This is a genomic window from Bacillus sp. ATD, assembly GCF_050585765.1.
GTDB lineage: Bacteria > Bacillota > Bacilli > Bacillales > Bacillaceae > Bacillus > Bacillus stercoris.
This window is the reverse complement of the sequence record NZ_JBOBQH010000006.1, coordinates 143,990-161,522: the sequence shown is the minus strand read 5'-3', so window position 1 is coordinate 161,522 and position 17,533 is coordinate 143,990. Positions and strand designations below refer to the sequence as shown.

18 protein-coding genes are annotated in these 17,533 nt (G+C 37.2%); 12 read left to right on the top strand and 6 right to left on the bottom strand.

Features of this window, described 5'->3' with window-relative positions:
• Positions 1-42: 42 nt before the first annotated feature.
• Together ACQXR1_RS15105 and rapG are read right to left on the bottom strand one after the other, a co-directional pair.
• Positions 43-159 carry a Phr family secreted Rap phosphatase inhibitor gene (locus tag ACQXR1_RS15105; protein ID WP_014666080.1) on the bottom strand — a complete coding sequence of 39 codons (117 nt, stop codon included), beginning with the start codon at positions 157-159 and terminating at the stop codon, positions 43-45.
• Positions 160-1,257, bottom strand: a complete 1,098-nt coding sequence (gene rapG / locus ACQXR1_RS15100) for a response regulator aspartate phosphatase RapG (protein ID WP_040081184.1) — start codon at positions 1,255-1,257, stop codon at positions 160-162.
• A gap of 110 nt (positions 1,258-1,367) precedes the next feature.
• On the opposite strand from rapG, the gene ACQXR1_RS15095 reads away from it, so the two are divergent.
• From ACQXR1_RS15095 to fdhA, 6 genes are all read left to right on the top strand, one after another.
• Complete coding sequence (locus ACQXR1_RS15095) at positions 1,368-1,838, top strand: GNAT family N-acetyltransferase (protein ID WP_168781450.1); 471 nt, start codon at positions 1,368-1,370, stop codon at positions 1,836-1,838.
• Between the two features lie 147 nt (positions 1,839-1,985).
• Positions 1,986-2,723 carry a YiiX/YebB-like N1pC/P60 family cysteine hydrolase gene (locus ACQXR1_RS15090; protein WP_306645835.1) on the top strand — a complete coding sequence of 246 codons (738 nt, stop codon included), beginning with the start codon at positions 1,986-1,988 and terminating at the stop codon, positions 2,721-2,723.
• 10 nt (positions 2,724-2,733) lie between these two features.
• Complete coding sequence (locus tag ACQXR1_RS15085) at positions 2,734-3,897, top strand: hypothetical protein (protein ID WP_430772429.1); 1,164 nt, start codon at positions 2,734-2,736, stop codon at positions 3,895-3,897.
• 15 nt (positions 3,898-3,912) lie between these two features.
• Positions 3,913-4,161 (top strand): DUF2651 family protein, encoded by a 249-nt coding sequence (locus tag ACQXR1_RS15080; protein ID WP_014478530.1) that lies wholly within the window; start codon positions 3,913-3,915, stop codon positions 4,159-4,161.
• Between the two features lie 103 nt (positions 4,162-4,264).
• Positions 4,265-4,435: a hypothetical protein gene (locus tag ACQXR1_RS15075; RefSeq protein WP_430772428.1), complete on the top strand. Its 171-nt coding sequence runs from the start codon at positions 4,265-4,267 to the stop codon at positions 4,433-4,435.
• 62 nt (positions 4,436-4,497) lie between these two features.
• Entirely contained in the window at positions 4,498-5,724 is a 1,227-nt protein-coding gene (gene fdhA / locus ACQXR1_RS15070) for a formaldehyde dehydrogenase, glutathione-independent (RefSeq protein ID WP_430772427.1), read from the top strand.
• 34 nt (positions 5,725-5,758) lie between these two features.
• Here the strand turns inward: fdhA and ACQXR1_RS15065 are convergent, their stop codons facing one another.
• Positions 5,759-6,169 (bottom strand): hypothetical protein, encoded by a 411-nt coding sequence (locus tag ACQXR1_RS15065; RefSeq protein ID WP_430772426.1) that lies wholly within the window; start codon positions 6,167-6,169, stop codon positions 5,759-5,761.
• 183 nt (positions 6,170-6,352) lie between these two features.
• Here ACQXR1_RS15065 and ACQXR1_RS15060 point away from each other — a divergent pair, with 183 nt between their 5' ends.
• The 4 genes from ACQXR1_RS15060 (at position 6,353) to ACQXR1_RS15045 (ending at position 10,785) form a co-directional block, all read left to right on the top strand.
• Positions 6,353-6,523: a CxxH/CxxC protein gene (locus ACQXR1_RS15060; protein ID WP_003219122.1), complete on the top strand. Its 171-nt coding sequence runs from the start codon at positions 6,353-6,355 to the stop codon at positions 6,521-6,523.
• 80 nt (positions 6,524-6,603) lie between these two features.
• Entirely contained in the window at positions 6,604-7,083 is a 480-nt protein-coding gene (gene rlmH / locus ACQXR1_RS15055) for a 23S rRNA (pseudouridine(1915)-N(3))-methyltransferase RlmH (RefSeq protein ID WP_430772425.1), read from the top strand.
• Positions 7,084-7,212: 129 nt separating this feature from the next.
• Entirely contained in the window at positions 7,213-8,802 is a 1,590-nt protein-coding gene (locus tag ACQXR1_RS15050) for a DUF262 domain-containing protein (protein WP_286236571.1), read from the top strand.
• A 462-nt stretch (positions 8,803-9,264) separates the two neighbouring features.
• A complete protein-coding gene (locus tag ACQXR1_RS15045) occupies positions 9,265-10,785 on the top strand; it encodes an LA2681 family HEPN domain-containing protein (RefSeq protein WP_430772424.1) in 1,521 nt (506 codons plus the stop codon).
• Between the two features lie 602 nt (positions 10,786-11,387).
• On the opposite strand, the gene ACQXR1_RS15040 is transcribed toward ACQXR1_RS15045, so the two are convergent.
• On the bottom strand, positions 11,388-11,573 hold the full coding sequence (locus ACQXR1_RS15040) for a zinc ribbon domain-containing protein (RefSeq protein ID WP_350229845.1): 186 nt from the start codon (positions 11,571-11,573) through the stop codon (positions 11,388-11,390).
• A 222-nt stretch (positions 11,574-11,795) separates the two neighbouring features.
• Between ACQXR1_RS15040 and ACQXR1_RS15035 the strand changes: the two genes are divergently transcribed.
• Both ACQXR1_RS15035 and ACQXR1_RS15030 read left to right on the top strand, forming a co-directional pair.
• The gene (locus tag ACQXR1_RS15035) at positions 11,796-12,113 is read left to right on the top strand and encodes a hypothetical protein (RefSeq protein WP_286236573.1); all 318 of its coding nucleotides are present in this window, start codon (positions 11,796-11,798) and stop codon (positions 12,111-12,113) included.
• Positions 12,114-12,521: 408 nt separating this feature from the next.
• Positions 12,522-15,011, top strand: coding sequence for a DEAD/DEAH box helicase family protein (locus ACQXR1_RS15030; protein ID WP_430772423.1), 2,490 nt, complete (start codon positions 12,522-12,524; stop codon positions 15,009-15,011).
• Positions 15,012-15,396: 385 nt separating this feature from the next.
• Here the strand turns inward: ACQXR1_RS15030 and ACQXR1_RS15025 are convergent, their stop codons facing one another.
• Positions 15,397-15,702 (bottom strand): nucleotide pyrophosphohydrolase, encoded by a 306-nt coding sequence (locus ACQXR1_RS15025; protein ID WP_430772422.1) that lies wholly within the window; start codon positions 15,700-15,702, stop codon positions 15,397-15,399.
• Complete coding sequence (locus tag ACQXR1_RS15020; protein ID WP_430772421.1) at positions 15,699-17,345, bottom strand: DUF2075 domain-containing protein; 1,647 nt, start codon at positions 17,343-17,345, stop codon at positions 15,699-15,701. The genes ACQXR1_RS15025 and ACQXR1_RS15020 overlap by 4 nt, the downstream gene beginning before the upstream one ends.
• Between the last annotated feature and the right edge of the window lie 188 nt (positions 17,346-17,533).

The window sequence follows — 17,533 nt, the reverse complement described above, 5'->3', positions numbered from 1 at the left end:
CTTTCGTTAAATTGAACCCCCGCACCCGCGGGGGTTTTTCATTTATCCAATCATTTTCTCAGCGACTTTCATCTCTTGTGAATGGGTTTGATGGTCCGCAATAAACCAACCTGATAACATCACCGCTGCGACGCCTGCGCCAATCAAAAATTTTTTCATTTATATAACCTCCGTTCGTTTAATCAGTTCTTCAATTTGTAATGCTTCATAAAAAAAGTGGGCAGCTTCTTTGTAAAGCTCAAGTTCCCTATACCGTTCGCCAGCCAAAATGGAAAGTTCTCTTACACTGTCATACTCTTTCTCGGACAACAAGTCATCCATATGTTGTTTGCATAAGTAAAACGTTTCCGCATGACCCCCTTCTGCATAAATGGCATATAAAATGTCTATTTTTGCCTCACATATTCTATTCGGCTCAGCAGCCAATTTTTCCTTCACTTCTTGGTAATAAGATAAGGCCTGTTCTTTCTTTTTGACCTTAAACAGCTCTCGTATCAGCAGGTAGGCAGAATGATAATAATAGGCGGAGCGGGCATACTCTTCGTTCTGCAAGGCCTCTTCTAATTTGGAGACTGCTTGTTCTGATTGGCCGCTTTGCGCATGGAGAAGTCCGAAGTTATGCAAAAGCTGGGCTTCAAAAAAATGATCCTCCAATTCTCTTGTGATCCGAATTGCTTCGTCCAAATATGTTTTAGCTTCTTCAAACTGCCCAATTTCGGTAAAATTGCCTGACATGGTAATCAGGGCTGAAGCCAGCTTCTTTTTATAATCAGTCTCTTCTCTGAACGTTTTGACCGCTTGCCGTGTATGATTGAGGGACACAATATTTTGTCCCAGCTTATAATAGAGCTTTCCGACCTTCAGGTGAAATTCGGCTTTCTCAATCGGATCGGGAATGTTGTTGAGATACTGCTCTGCATCTTTATACAGCCCAATGGCAATATCATAATTATTTTTATAGGCCTCATACATGCCTTCAAACAGAAAAAAGTAATATTTCAGCATGTCAGACGTAGCATTCATATGAGAAGGCTCCTCATGCTGAAAGCCCTGTCCTCTCGCCTCGTGAAGCAGAACCTTGTGGCGCAGTTCCAATAAGGAGAAGTAGGCAAGCACCTCCTGATCCTCTTCCATGTCATCCAATAAAGGCTTCACTTCTTCAAATAAACGGGAGGACTCTTCCACTTCATGTTTCTTGATAGCAAGGTACCAATCGTTGAGCATGCTAGCGATTTCTGCAGGTGCAATCTTATTCATGTGAAACTCCTTTCTCTAGTGACTTATCAATCTCAGTTGCTTATTCTGATAGTAACACCTCTTTCTATTTTATGTAAAATCCTCTAGTCAATATATGAAGGAGAGATGATATGACAATGATACTAACCCCGATGCAGACAGAAGAATTTCGGTCCTATCTCACGTACACAACAAAGCATTACGCGGAAGAAAAGGTAAAAGCGGGAGCATGGCTGCCTGAAGACGCACAGCTTTTGTCTAGGCAGACGTTTACTGATCTGCTTCCGAGAGGGCTGGAAACCCCCCATCACCATTTGTGGAGCCTCACGCTGAATGAAAAGGAAATCGTTGGCTGGCTCTGGATCCATGCTGAACCGGAGCATCCGCAGCAGGAAGCGTTTATTTACGATTTCGGGTTATATGAACCGTATCGGGGCAAGGGCTACGCAAAGCAAGCATTGGCAGCATTAGATAACACGGCCCGCAGCATGGGAATCCGGAAGCTGTCCCTTCACGTCTTTGCCCATAATCAGACGGCGCGAAAGCTATATGAGCGAACCGGATTTCAAGAAACAGACGTGGTGATGAGCAAAGAGCTTTAACGAAAAGGGTCTGGTAAAGGCCTTTTTTAGTCTTCTGTAAATAAATTCTAAAAATTCTGTAAAAGGACTAGTTTCTTTCCATATATTCCTAATATAATAGAGAAGGGAAGTATATTTTCCTACATTTAAATGAAAAGAGGAGATGTAATGAGAATGAAGAAAAGGGTATCAATGTTTATGGTAGCGCTTACAATATGCGGCGGCCTGTTTGTTTCTCCATCCAAAGCCGTAAAGACCACAAACTATGCAGAAGAAATTGCCGCACTGCAGCCAGGCACGACACCGGAGGAAATCATGAAATCGGCCAGCCAGATTGCCAAACAGCAGCACGTAAAGCAAGACGTTATCCTAAAACAGTTCTATAAGGAAATCACAGCTGACAAAGCAGAAGGTGACAAGCTCGCCAAGGAAAGCGGCATGTCTATCATGGGCGGCTCGTCCGGCACGAAAAAACTCCCGACAAGCACGAAAGGCAATATCTATTACACGAACTCCTACACAGCCTACTATAATCATGGCCACGTCGGCATGTATTCCGCCGCAGACAAAATTGTTGAATCTGTCCCGGGCGACGGTGTCAGGCAGATCGCTTACAATGCCAGAGACGTGGAAGACAACTCCATTGTGCAGACCGTCAGTGTTACCTCATCTCAAAAAACAGCTGCCGCCGACTGGGCGGTATCAAAAGTCGGCGACCCATACTCATTTAACTTCGTCAATAACAGAAGTACCGGCCATGACGGCGCCAAAAACTGTTCAAAGCTCCTATGGTCCGCCTTTTTGCTGAAAGCCGGCATTGATATAGACAGCAACGGAGGTTTAGGGGTGTATCCGCGTGACATCACCAGCTCATCCTATACAGCAACCATTATGACCATCAGATAAGGAGAGGGATATGAAAAAGTGGATGATCACCATTGCCATGCTTGTTCTTGCAGGAATCGCACTATTTGTCTTCGTTTCCCCTCTCAAAAGCCATAAAGCCGTGAGTCAGCAGGATCTCAGAGACCCCGGTTTCCTGGATGACAAAGAAATCCTGCTGTATTTCTCATCCTCTGCGGATCAAGACGCATTTGGCGGCGGGAAAAGCTACGCCCTGTTTATCAGCCAGGACGGGTCGCTGTCTTCCTTTAAGATGAAGGGCCTTGAGCTGGGCTCAGCCAAGGTTCACGGCGACAGTGTGATGCTGGAGGACAAAAACACGATTTACACGATCAAAAACGGCTTGCGCTCCCATAAAAGAACCTACCAGCACACCGGAGACAGCGCGGGCTTTCTGCAAAACACGGACGGTTTTTATACCTTATACAACTCCGGCTATGACAAAAAGAGAGACGGATACCGCTCAGAGCTGTACCGCCAAATGAACGGAGAGTGGAAAAAAGACGTCATCCCATCCTACATTCGGGCCTCCGGTTTTCATAACGGTTCGATTTTCGCCCTCGTTCCGACAGCTGACGAAAAAGGCTATGAGCTCCTTCAGATTCAAGCAGATCAGAAGAAGCTCACCTACCACAAGATAACGGAATGGCAGTATAGGGAAGGAGCCTCAGTCGAATCCCAGCTTGCCGTGGACGATCAAGCTGTGTATGTCATGATTCGTGGCCAAAAGGCGCGCAATTTCTATCAAATGGTCAAGATCAACAAAAAAAGCGGCAAAGTAGAGCTGCACGACATCGCCGAATACAAAAACGACGAACAAACGATATACAGCTCCATGCCCTTTAGCTTCAAAAAAAGCTTCTTCTCTTATGACGGGAACCTGTACTTCATTGACGGCTTCGGAAAAGTGTATAAAATCGATGCCAAGACAGGAAAAACAAACATCGCCTTCACTCTTTCCCGCGACAAAATGAAAGCCGATTTCAAAGAAATCACCCAAAAAGGCAGCAGTCTCTACTTCTTCACATACACGTATAACAAGCCTGCCTACATTGAACAGTACAGTCTGAAAACCGGAAAGAAAATGAAAAAAAAAGAAATTGGGAAGGTAAAGGATGTCGTGACGCCGAAGAGTCATTTGAAGCTGTATGACGTTGAGGTGATGAAGGGGTTTTAAGGGCAAGGAGGTTTTATGGGAGCTATCGCCGTTTTATTTATCGTTTTTGGTTTTCCGATCATTGCAGGTGTATTTGGTATAGCGGGTCATTTTTTATTTAAGAGATTTTGGGTGGCGCCGCTCATCGTCCTTATCGCGAGTTTGATATTGTTATTTACGTTAGCTTCGGGCAATAGCTCATTCATGTTTTGGGTTGTTATGTATACGGCAATTGCGTTAGTAACCAGTGTAGCCACATTATTTCTCAGGAAATTTTTTGAGTGATCTCTGTTTATGAAGAGACTGGTATGAAGTCTCTTTTTTTGTTGAACCGAAGTTCGCAGAGATTTTGGGTATGGTATAGAAACGAATCTAAAGGAGTAATGACATGCGGACCAAACGGGTTATTCTTCTGGCAGTTATGATCAGCCTAGTTTCGGCCATTACTGTGTTCCTGTTAAATGGACGTAAAGTCGACTGGTTAGACATCGCAGGAACTATTATCGGCTGCTTTCTTGGCATCTTTATCGTTATAAGAATACAGAAAAAACAGTGTTGAGAAAGGGAAAGGGTCATGCCGAACCGAAGTCATGTTCTAGGACCGAGAGTCCAAACACATGAATGGGAGGAATGGCGTTGACTGGAAACAAAGCGGTTGTGTACAAAGGCAAAGGGACTGTAGCGGTGGAGGATATCGGTTATCCGGAGTTAATCTTGAGGGACGGGCCCGGCGTTCCGAAGGCGAATGTGAACCGAAAATGTGAGCATGGGGTCATTCTCAAAGTCATTACAACCAACATTTGTGGGAGCGACCAGCATATGGTCAGAGGCCGCACAACAGCGCCAGAAGGGTTGGTGCTCGGGCATGAAATTACGGGAGAAGTCATTGAAACGGGGCGTGATGTTGAATTTATCAAAAAAGGAGATATTGTATCCGTTCCTTTCAATATTGCCTGCGGACGCTGTGTGATGTGCAAAACGCAGAAAACGCATGTGTGCCTGAATGTCAATCCGGACCGGCCGGGATCGGCTTACGGCTACGTCGATATGGGCGGCTGGGTCGGCGGCCAGTCGGAATACGTCATGGTGCCGTACGCTGATTTTCAGCTTTTGGTATTCCCTGATAAAGAACAGGCGCTAGAAAAGATTCTCGATTTGACCATGCTGTCCGACATTTTCCCGACCGGCTTCCATGGAGCCTATACAGCAGGCGTGCAAACAGGTTCAACCGTTTACATCGCGGGAGCGGGGCCTGTCGGCTTGGCAGCTGCACACTCCGCTCAGCTCCTAGGCGCCTCCGCCGTGATTGTCGGCGATCTGAATGAAGACAGACTGGAACAGGCGAGAAGCTTCGGCTGTGAAACGGTCAACGTGCAAAAACATGACCGCCTCGGCGAGCAAATTGAACAAATACTAGGTGAACCAACCGTTGATGCCGCAGTGGACTGTGTCGGCTTTGAAGCATCTGGACACGGCAATCAAGGAGAAGCACCAGCCGCCGTGCTGAACTCGATCATGGATGTCACCCAGGTCGGCGGAAGCCTTGGCATTCCAGGCTTATACGTGACCGAAGATCCCGGTGCAAAGGATGCAGACGCCAAAACAGGCTCATTAAAGATCCGCTTCGGACTCGGCTGGGCCAAAGCCCACACTTTCGTCACCGGACAAACGCCCGCCATGACATACAACCGCAATTTGATGAAAGCGATCCTCAGCGGCAGAGCGCAAATCGCAAAAGCCGTCAACGCCACTGTCATTTCTTTGGACGACGCGCCAAAAGGCTACAGCGACTTCGACAAAGGCGCAGCCCAAAAATTCGTCATCGACCCACATGGAACATTGAAGTAAAAGAAAAAGCCGGACGTTCAGTTGAACGCCGGCTTTATTGCTGATAATCCGTTTCTTCAAAGTGACCCCCTGTTTCGTCTTGAACAATTAAATCTCCTTCGATTTTGTCCAGTCCAATCAAGATATAAGGGTTTTTCTCATTTGCCTCGGGAGCAGGTTTTCGTTTCACAGTTACAATCGTTTCTTTAGGCGAGAATTTAACGTCTGATACCTCAAGCTTCTTATCATTCTCGCTGCTTCCGAGAGACACCACGACCATTTTTTTGCCTTCTGATATGGTGAAGACTTGATATCCTTTCACATCATCATGCATTTGAAGATCATTTACGTACATTTTTATATCTGTTACTTCATCAAGTCGATCCTTCTCCAACACCCAATAAGACGGCTGACACCCAGCAAGCAGCGACATGATCACAAAAAGCCAAACCCATTTAAAGCGCAAATGCAAACCTCCCAACACATCGGTTACATCCAAACTAACACACGAGCGAAATAGAGTCATCAATAGCTTGTTTGTCGAATTGTGGATAAAACTCAGCCCGAAGCACTACTAACATGTGAATAAATAGGTTATATTGAGAAGAGAACGATTGTAAAAATGGAAGAAACATCGGAGGATTTGAACATGAAACAAGCGTATTATTCCTGTGAAGAACACATCGAAACGGTGCTGGATATGTACATAGACGACCACGAGCTGCCGCCCGAAATCAGAAAAATCGAACATACTAACAGTTTATCCACAGCCTGTGAATTATGTGGAGACCCCGCAGTATATATAGTGGGGAACGAATGATCTTACACAAAATACAGAAAAGATATCCACAATTGTGGACAACATATATGAATAACTTGTTTTTAAAGTGGGGATGACCTGTGAATATCAATATTGTGACAATCGGAAAACTAAAAGAAAAATACCTCAAGCAAGGCATTGAAGAATACACCAAACGACTTTCGGCCTACGCAAAAATCGACATCATCGAACTCCCGGACGAAAAAGCGCCGGAAAACCTAAGCGACCAGGACATGAAAATCATAAAAGACAAAGAAGGCGACCGCATCCTAGCAAAAATCAGCCTCGACGCCCATGTCATCGCCCTCGCCATCGAAGGAAAAATGAAAACATCCGAAGAACTAGCCGATACAATAGATAAGCTGGCTACTTATGGAAAAAGCAAAGTCACCTTCGTCATCGGCGGATCACTCGGATTGAGCGACGCAGTGATGAAGAGAGCGGATGAGAAGTTGTCGTTTTCAAAAATGACGTTTCCTCATCAGTTGATGCGGCTTATTCTGGTGGAGCAGATTTATCGGGCTTTTCGGATTAATCGTGGGGAGCCTTATCATAAATAAATGAGATTTTTAAAAATAGTATTACTATAAAATCTATTATATAGGACAGTATAATTTGAAAAATGGTTAGGCTGTCTTTACTTTTGAATAAAATGGTATAATTATGAAGAATGGAAGGAGAATCGCAATATGTCTGAACCGTTATTTATAGATGATATTATTTCTAAAATAGAAAAGGGAGTAATTAGAATTCCTTCATTCCAACGAGGATTTGTTTGGGATGGTGAACGGGTAGCAAAACTAATGGACAGCATTTATAAAGGTTTTCCATTTGGAAGTATATTAGTTTGGAGAACTAAAACGCCTTTAAAATCTGAACGATTATTAGGACCATATCAATTGCCAGAAAATGACCCAGATTATCCTTTAGATTACGTTTTAGATGGACAACAAAGAATAACTTCAATTTTTGGGGTGTTTCAAAGTAATTTAGAAGCAACATCTGATTTTGATATGAATATTTTTAAAATTTATTTTAATTTAGAAAAACCTGTAGATGTACAAGGATCAAATTTTATTTTTTTGGAAGATGGTGATGTGGATACTAAGAAACATTTTCCTTTGCGCATTTTATTTAATCCTCCAGAATACAGAAAATACTTAAAAAGTATGGATGAAAGTGTAGCAACACAAGTTGATAGTTTATACGACAGATTTACAAAAGCTAAAATACCTGTACAAACTTTTACAACTGATGATCGTGCAACGGTAGCAATAGTATTTGAAAGAATTAATAGATTAGGGGTAAAACTAGATACCCTTCAGTTATTGTCAGCATGGACATGGAGTGAGGATTTTGATCTTCAAGAACAATTTAATGAATTAAGTGAAGAGCTAGCTCCTTATGGCTTTGATGAGGTTGGAGAAGATAATGACCTATTATTAAGGTGTTGTAGCGCTATTCTAGAGAGTAGTACTACACCTGAGACTATAATAAACTTAGATGGAACACTAGTAAGAAATAATTTTAGTTTAATAAAGAATGGAATATTAGGGGCTGTTGATTATTTGAAAACCAATTTAAATGTATACTCAACCAAAGTACTGCCGTTTAAAAATATAATAATACCTTTAGCGGTGTTCTTTTCCACTGATAAAGAACAAGGAGTAAGAGTTACAGCCAAACAACATGAAACATTAATAAAATGGATTTGGAAAACTTTCTTCTCTAGAAGATATAGTAAAAGTTTAAACAAATTAAACTTAGATATTTTAGAAATAATTAAACTCAAAAATGATAAACCAAATACTCTTGGAGAATTTGCAGTTAATATTGATAAAACTTTTTTTGAAAATAATACATTCAGTGTAAGTTACGTTAACTCTAAAACATTTATTTTAATGTTGGCTAATGAAAAGCCATTAAATTTTACAGATGGTAGTGTAGTTGCATTAGAAAATGTATTAAGAAACTGCAATAAAAAGGAATTCCATCATATTTATCCACAAAGTTACTTAAAATCCTTGGGTGTTAATAATAAATTGATTAATTCATTAGCAAATATTTGTATTATTTCGAGAGGACCAAATAATTTACTTAATGGGGATAAACCGAGTCTTTATAAAACACAAATGCCAGGTGATACTCAAAAACTTAAAGAAATTATGAAGCATGCTTTATGTCCTGAGGATATTTTTCATGATAATTTCAATATATATTTAGAAGAGCGTTTGGAAATATTAGTAAGTAAAGCTAATAAATTAATGCTTAATTATTAAATTGTACAACTGATGTAATTTTACTTGGACAAGTTAATGATTAAAGTACATAAGTAAATAAGTTTTTTCTGTAAAACAGTTACAGTGCCGTTTCAGTTTGTGTGGTAGGTGCTGTCTTATTAATTAACTCATTCCACAGTCGGCTGAGACATTTAATTTTTTTCTATATCAATACATTCAAGGAAGAAATATTGTCCTCAGTCTCCGAAATAATATGAATATTTTTTAGAATTGCTCCATATATAAGTGAACTAAAACACTCTGATCTATTGGTTAATTCGGGGTCAATAATTATTGTGTAGCTACTGGAAGATCAGAAAAAAGAGTGTGTGTAAACAGTGGAGATTAGGTTCGTATAGAGATAGTATGAACTAAAACTTCTCAAATAAAAGAGAGAAAAATTAAAGGTCGAATGTTAGAGTAGTATTTATGTATATTGATTTATAATTTACAGGTGATCTGATGCTAGAAGAAATTATGAAGTTGGGTAGTCTAATTGATGAACTTGATTCGAACATGTTAGTTGAGAGAGCAAGTGAGACAAATTTGAATTTAGTTAAAATAATTGAGGAAAAAGTTAAAGATATAGGTGAAAAGAAATTGAACTTAGATGAAGTGATTACATTTAAATACACTGAATCTAACTACTACGCAATTCTTATGAGACTAGCCTGGGATAATTTTGATAAAGTAAAAGCTTATTCTAATAAACTTAGTGAATGGAATAACTATAGTCAGGCAGATCTTGAAATTAAAATAGAACGCATTAAATTATATCGAGAGGCGCTAGAAGCATATGATTCTGGTAGTATAGTAGCCCCTGAATATGTAGCACAAATTTCAACAAATCTAGGTAACCTCTACCACGAAATGGGAAGAATAGTGGAGTCTGTTGAGGTATTAAGCAAGACGTTTACTGATACTAATGAATTTCCTATGGCTTTAGGTAATCATGGGATAAAGTGCTATACATTAGCAACATATTCTATTGATAGTAACATCAATAAGTACCTATTAAATTTAGCTCTAGAAGAATTAAATTATATGTTGGAAAATGTACGAGATTCAGATCTAATTGTTCCAGAACACATCACAATGTTTGAAAAATGGAAGGAACATATTGTGTATGTAATGGACAATGAACTTAAAGAGGTAAAATCATGGGAAGCGTCTATGGACGTAGATATACCTTATAAAAATTGGTGTTCTAAAAAGCAATTATCATTGAATTATATCAACATTGTAAAGTCAGAAGGTAATATAGACAGCATCCATATTCCAGACATGGGTATAGGTTACTTCGGTGAAGATGATGGGAAAATGACTTATTATTCATGGTTTAATACTATAAAACAAGAGTTTAATTTGGCTAGATACAATTTATATCTAATTGAGACTTCAGACTATGAGTTTCATGAGTCCCAGCAGCATAATGTATTAATTAATACACTAGATTATCCTGCTGTAGGTTATAAGACAGAGTTATTAAAAACATCATTAAAAGCTGCATACGGTATTCTGGACAAGGTTGGATTATTCTGTAGTTACTTTTTCAAAGTTAATGCCAAACCTGGCAGAATAGACTTTAATAAATGGTATAAAGAAGTAGAGATAGAAATAGCACTAGATAGTCCTTTTAATGCATTATATTGGTTAAGTAAGGACTTGGATTTTAAGACAGGGTATTTCAAAGATATTCGAAGGCTTAGGAATGTTATAGAACATAGATATGTACGGATCCTAGATTATTATGACGTTTCCATCTCAGATGAGCTAAAAGATACGAATAAATATGAGTATATAATAAGTTACGAAGACTTATACGACATAACAATTGAAACATTAAAGTTGGTTCGGTCTGCAATCTTTTATATGGTAAATGGATTTAACGTCAAATATAAGAATGTAGTTTATAGAGAAACACCAGGTAAAATATTTCTCCCGTTGTATTTAGATGTATATGATGACGAGTGGAAGAATTGAAAAAACTCATTTATATTCACTACGGTGAGCCTTATCACAAATAGAGGCAAAAATTGTTGTAGGTAAGGTGGTAATTCTTTATCTGAAGCGGGTATTGAAAACGTATGTTCATTATCCGTATCCCGATATAGCAAGTGAATTAATGTAAAAGTTTTAGATATGTGTAGGTCAGTAAAATTGAATTGCAATTCTATGTCCTTAATGGTTCTGGATCTATCTATTTGTTTAATTGAAATATTATCAATTAACAATTGTAGCAATTGCTTTTGATTTTCTGTGGGTTTTTTTATGAATCAATAGGGGTTTTTTGGTGATTACTCGATTAACTTTGGTTCGATTATTTTGAATCGAAAGAACCTAATTGAATTATAATCTCATTTTTTTGCTTGTTCTAACTCTCTCTTTTCATTTGAGACCTTTTGTAATCTTTTTGCAAAATATCTATAGGAAGAATATTTTTTTCAAAGGCCTCCATATACTTTTCCTGTAATTTTTCAATTTCTTTTAACTGTTTTCAGTTTCTTCTAGTTCTTTATTAAAGCTGACTTCTCGACTGAGCAGAACTAAAACTAATATTTGTAAGCGTTTTAGATAGCATCTTCTTATTTAGAACTAAATTGTTCAATCTTTTGGATAACAGCATCCTCTGCTTCGTATGCTTTAATGGAATTAGCTTTACAAGCAGCAGATCCTTTATTATGAAAATCGCTACAGACGTAATAACATGTTTTCGTTTCGTCCCATCTTTTAATGTGTAAGTTGTAATGGAAGGAACCATTCCTTTGCACGTTATCAACCGTTTCATCCTTGGGTATTAAGGCAAATAACCGAAGTTATGATTGAACAGTTTAGAGCAGTAACCAAAAGGCCATTGGTGGCAGCGCAAAAGCAATGATCGTTACCCATCCTGTATTCATGCTGTTCGGTATATGAAGGAATTTAAATCCTACATTTGATTTAGAAGAAAATATTTACGACCAAATTTCTGAGAGGATTATTCAACGATTTAAGTGACACAAGATGGAGAAAGAGCGACATTAGACCACTTAATAGGAACAATGAGTAATTATAGTGCAGACTTTGGCCTGTTAGTCTCATGGAGTGGTTTCAAATCATCTGTTATGAAAGAAATTCTTAAGCAATTCTTTAAGGTTCGTCTATGGGATCCCAAAATCATTATTCAACAAATTTTCGAGAACTATGAAAAGCTTAGCGATGAAATTAAGAAAGAGATTCCTATTAAGAGAGTTTGGATGGAGGATGGGAATAATTCCAGTTTAGATATTTTGATTAAAAATGAAATTGAGAGGGTTTTGTTAAAGGAATAATTAACTAATTATAAAGTGAATAAGTTAATAGAAAGAATAAGGTTACATAATTTCAAAGGATTTAAAGAACAGGTAATACCTTTTAACAAAGGTAGAAACATTTTTTGATTGGAGAAAATGGAGTCGAGAATTCTTCAGTATTATTAGCTATATCCTGTGTTTTAAGTGGCAGTTATTCTACTATAGAAAAAATAGGTTACATAATTTTTTTAATAGATGCAATTAATAAATTTATGAACGGTGATAAATTACCAGTGGTTGATTGAAATTGAATTACTTATAAGTATGACTAAGACAATAGAAAGAGTGGAATTTTAGTATAACAGTTTGGTTATTTCGTGTAGTAATACCAGTTATTTCATATGTGAATTTGGTATAATTATCATATAAAAAATAGGAGGCCATACTATGTTGGATTTTAGTAAGTTATTAGAAGATACTTTAGATACTGCTGTGGTTAACCCAATTGAGATTTTTGATTTACTACCTGAAAAAAATGAAAAGTATGAAGAGTTACTTAGGCCGGCACAACAAAGGGTACTCGAAACTTGGTGCAATGATTTTAGAGACAATCCAAACACAGTAATAAAAATGAACACAGGTAGTGGAAAAACAGTTGTTGGTTTACTAATGGTTCAATCATATTTAAACGAAGGAAAAGGTCCAGCAATATACATAGTTCCGGACAACTATTTAATTGAGCAAATTATTAAAGAAGCAAATGATTTAGGTTTAAGTGTTACTAGAGATAATAATGCTAGTGAATTTTTAAACGGCGAAAGCATTCTAATTACAAACATGCATAAAATTATTAATGGAAGAAGCGTTTTTGGAGTAGGAGAGGTAAAAAAGTCCATTGGGTGTATTGTTGTCGACGATGCACATGCGTGTATGAAAGTTGCTAAGTCTCAGTTTTCCATAACTATTCCTCGTTCAAATGATATATATGAAAAATTACTAAATATATTTAGTGATAGTATAAAGCAGCAGTCTGAAAGTAGATACCTTGACATTAAAGAAGGTGACAAGAATACTCAGCAGTTAATCCCTTTTTGGGAATGGCATAAAAATTACTCTAGAATATTAGAAATACTACATGAGAAACGTAATGATAATAGCGAGGGGAATAAAAGCTTGTTTTTTAACTGGCCTCTATTAAAAGATAATTTGGAACTTGCAGAATGTATTATCACTGGTCAGCAGTTTATTATAAATTTAGATTTTATCCCTATAGATGTTATTCCTAGTTTTGATCAATGCCCTCGCAGAATTTTTATGAGTGCCACAATTGATGATGATTCAATATTAGTCTCTCATTTTAACATTGACAGTACTCAGATAGAAAATTGTATTACTCCGGGTAACGCGAATGATATTGGAGAGAGAATGATTCTGATACCACAGGAATTGAATCCGAAGATTACGGAAGATGAGCTAAAAAAGTACTATAAGTACCTTTCAACTAAGGTAAATGTTGTAATATTAGTTCCATCCACCTATCGTTCTAGATATTGGAATGATGTTGCAAACGTAACAGTATCGAGCCAAGACGAAATGTTAAGTACAGTAGAGAAATTAAAAAAGCAACACGTAGGTCTAGTTGTATTAATTAATAAATATGACGGTATTGATTTACCAAAATCAGCTTGTGAAGTTTTAGTTATTGATGGAATGCCTGATGTTAGAAGTCAGATTGAGAAATATGAACAAATTGCATTAAGAGGAAGTAAAGAAGTATTAAAGGATAACATACAAAGAATAGAACAGGGTATGGGTCGCGGAATTAGATCCAAAGAGGATCATTGTGTCGTCTTTTTAATGGGAAATTCATTGGTAAAATCTTTATACTCGAATGAAGCAAAAGAAATGTTCACTGAAGCAACACAGATGCAGCTAAAACTATCAAAAAGTTTAGACAAACAGTTGAAAGGTGCTTCTCTAAAGGAGATTGATAGTGCTATTAGGAATTGTTTATCTAGAACTCCAGAATGGGTTAAATTAAGTAAAGCTACTATATTAAAATTAAAGTACAATCCTAAAAACTCCTTTGACGAAGTTATTATTAAGCAAAGGGAAGCTTTCAATGATGCTGGTAATAGAGACTATCGAGGTGCGTTGCAAAAGATCCAAGTGCTTATTAATTCTGCTTTGAATAATAATCTTAAAGGATTCTTAAAATATAAGTATGCTAGATATGAAAACTTTGTAAATCATGTTACTGCTCAACAAACATTGATGTCCGCCAAAAAAATCAACAGTCAGTTACTCCACCCAGTTAGTGGTATAGTTTACCAAAAGTTGCAGTTTGATAATATCCCACAAGCAAATAAAATAGGTCAATTTAACCTTCACAATTATCAAGATACTAATGAGTATTTACTTGGTTTTAATGCGTTGATTGATAAACTTCATTTTGAAGATTTTTCAGCTAATGTTTTTGAACAAGCTATAAAAGAGTTAGGAGAGCATTTAGGCTTTATTTCTCAACGACCTGAAAATGATTTTCGGAAGGGTCCGGATAATATGTGGGCAAGTATAAATAACATTTGTTTTGTAATTGAATGTAAAAATGAAGCTACTGCTATCACAATTAATAAAGATTATTGCAATCAACTAAATGGATCAATTGTTTGGTTTGAGGAGAATTATCCGGCCATTAATACATTCACACCTATTATGATTCATCCAAATACCAAATTTGAATACGCTGCAAGCCCTGATGCTCGCATTAGAATAATGAATAAATCCAAACTTGATTTATTAAGAGGACGTTTAAGAGAATTTGCAAGCCAAGTAGCAATAACCAGTTATGACCAAGCTACTGTTGCAGGATTATTAAAAGTATTTAAGTTAGAGGCTGAATTGTTTATTGATGAATATACAGTGAATTTTGATTAACTCCAAAAAAGAGTGTACTGTATTTGCTTATTCCGTATTGAGACACTCCAATTGAAGTGCATAGTGAAATTTTAATTTGGAGGAATTTAGGATTATTATTTCCTAATGCTTATTTTCCTCTTAAATCACCACGGTGAGCCTTATCATAAGGCTTCTTTCTTAAAGTAGTAAACAGGCATACTAGAATATGCCTGTTTTTAATAAAATCCTAAGTTTAATAATTTACATTAGTAAATCCAAAGCACATTTTAAACTCAGTATCTATGATTAATTTCTGTCCTTCAACAGTAAGTTGTTAGAAGAATCGGTCTATTTGTTAGTCATTCCAAAAAATATATCGTCATGCACTTTTATTTTTTGAAGAGTGAAGATTGCTTTAATTAAATTACCCTTGAACCGGATACTTCCGACCGTTCTTCACAACCTTCTCCTCAATAATCTCTTTCACATCCATATTAAGATCTGAACAAAGCATCAGCGAATAGATAAGAACATCAGCAATTTCTTCACGAATGTTTTCCTCGTTTACTTTGAGTGCTTCTTCGCTGCTTTTCCATTGGAAGTCTTCTAACAGCTCGGCTGCTTCAATTGAAATGGAGATGGCAAGATCCTTTGGGTTGTGGTATTGTCTCCACTTGCGTGCGTCTCTAAATTCATTAATCGTGTTAATTAAATCTTTGATTTCGCTCATTTTTTCCTGCTCCTTTTTAACTCTAGCAATCTATTTCTTAATTTTACATCCGTTGCGTAAATGTAAAGACCGTTGATGCCTCGTTTCATGAGGACATTGATAGAGTTTAGAATAATCTCTTCCTTTATTTTCTTAATTTTCTCGGCAGACATGTCATCTCGTTTGGTGAATGCGCCTGTATCTTTATATTTTGCAGTGTCGATGAAAAGCTCATCCTTTTCACTATCATAGCTGACAGAAGGTCCTAGAATGACGCCAACATAATTTAGGTCAAAACCTTGAACAGTATAGATTGAACCGACCTCTTTAATAGAATCTGCATGTTCTGCCCAAGTCCATTTGTCATTTGTAGAATTCCATGGCATGTTAATGCCTTCCTCATCGACCATATAAGTAGCACCATCTTTTTTATGGATATAGTCAAAGGTCGAGACAATACGTGATAGACCTACTTCATTATTCTTTTTTTCAATTGCAGCTTTAAAGTGGGCATGATCCTCAAAGATTTTGAGTTGGAAGGTATCATTATTTTCTTGCGGCAGAGGGAGCAATTGTTTTGAGACAAAATGGTTAATCCACTTTAGTGTGTCTGGATTTGCATTCATTCTCATTTGCTCCGTGAGCTTTACTGTTTTCGCATGATATTGATTGGTGATCTCCTCAAGCAACCTTTCATTCCAATAGCTTTTTATTTTTAACACTTGTTTAGGATCGAAGATGACAATAGTGATTTTACTGCGTTTAATGATTTCCTCTAGCTGATTTTGATAGTGGAAATTATTATATCTATCCTCTTTGGTTAAAAGCAGATGAGCCTCATCTACTAATACAATATCAGCTGTTTCCCCTGTTTTTGACATTTGATTTATAAAGGAGGTAGGCTTCATTAAGTTTTTTTTCTTTAAATTTGGTAGGCTGTTTGCGATGCTTTTATAAGTCTTCAGCATTTCACCATGGTTCACAAGTAAGTAATTGTTCTTGTTTTTTAAATGTGAATTTTCATCTTTAGATAAATCCTGAATCGTGTTAAATAGAGAGCTCAGTAAGACACTTTTCCCTGTTCCGGCATCTCCTTCTATAGAAATGACATGGTTACCTGGTTTTTCAATATGTGCCTTGCAAAAATCAAGAATTTCATTTTTGATCTCCACCTGCTGAGGAGAGAGCTCTTTATACGGAGATAGTTTGTAAATGTCTTTATTTCTAAGGTTTTCAAGAGTGTCGCTGACAATGTTCTCTTTCCGAAGCTGATCCCATATCTCCTCAAAAAGCTGTTCGTTATAAAAATTCTTTTGATAATAATGATGCATTTCTCTCGATCTAGTTTGACTGACATTTTGCAATTGGTAGTGATTTTCGGCAATAAAGTAATTAATTAGATTTGTCTCAATATTGTAGGATGCGGACTGATGAAATCTCTCATGACCAATGAAAATGGTTTGCGTTAAACTTTTTCGCTTCTTGTCTCTCAAATGATTTTTCAATCGTCGTGTAGCCTGTACAGTCTGCCCAATATATGCTGTCGGCTTCTTTTTTTCGTTGTAAAGAATGTATACAATCGGGTGATTATCTAATTTAGATGCCTTCAATGCAAAAATTTGTTCTTGATTAAAATCTCTTTTTTCGAACACAAGTTCACTCATATGACTAGCCCCTGTTATGTCTTTTTTACTGTCATCGTATCATAAATTTAACAAATGATCTCAGAGTTTATGAATCAGTCATGAATTTTTACTAAAATGAAATGTTCTAAAATCTAATAATTTTATGTGTGATCTAGTTAATTATTCAATATTTAAACAAATGTGTCGAAAAAAAGAAAAGAGACTGA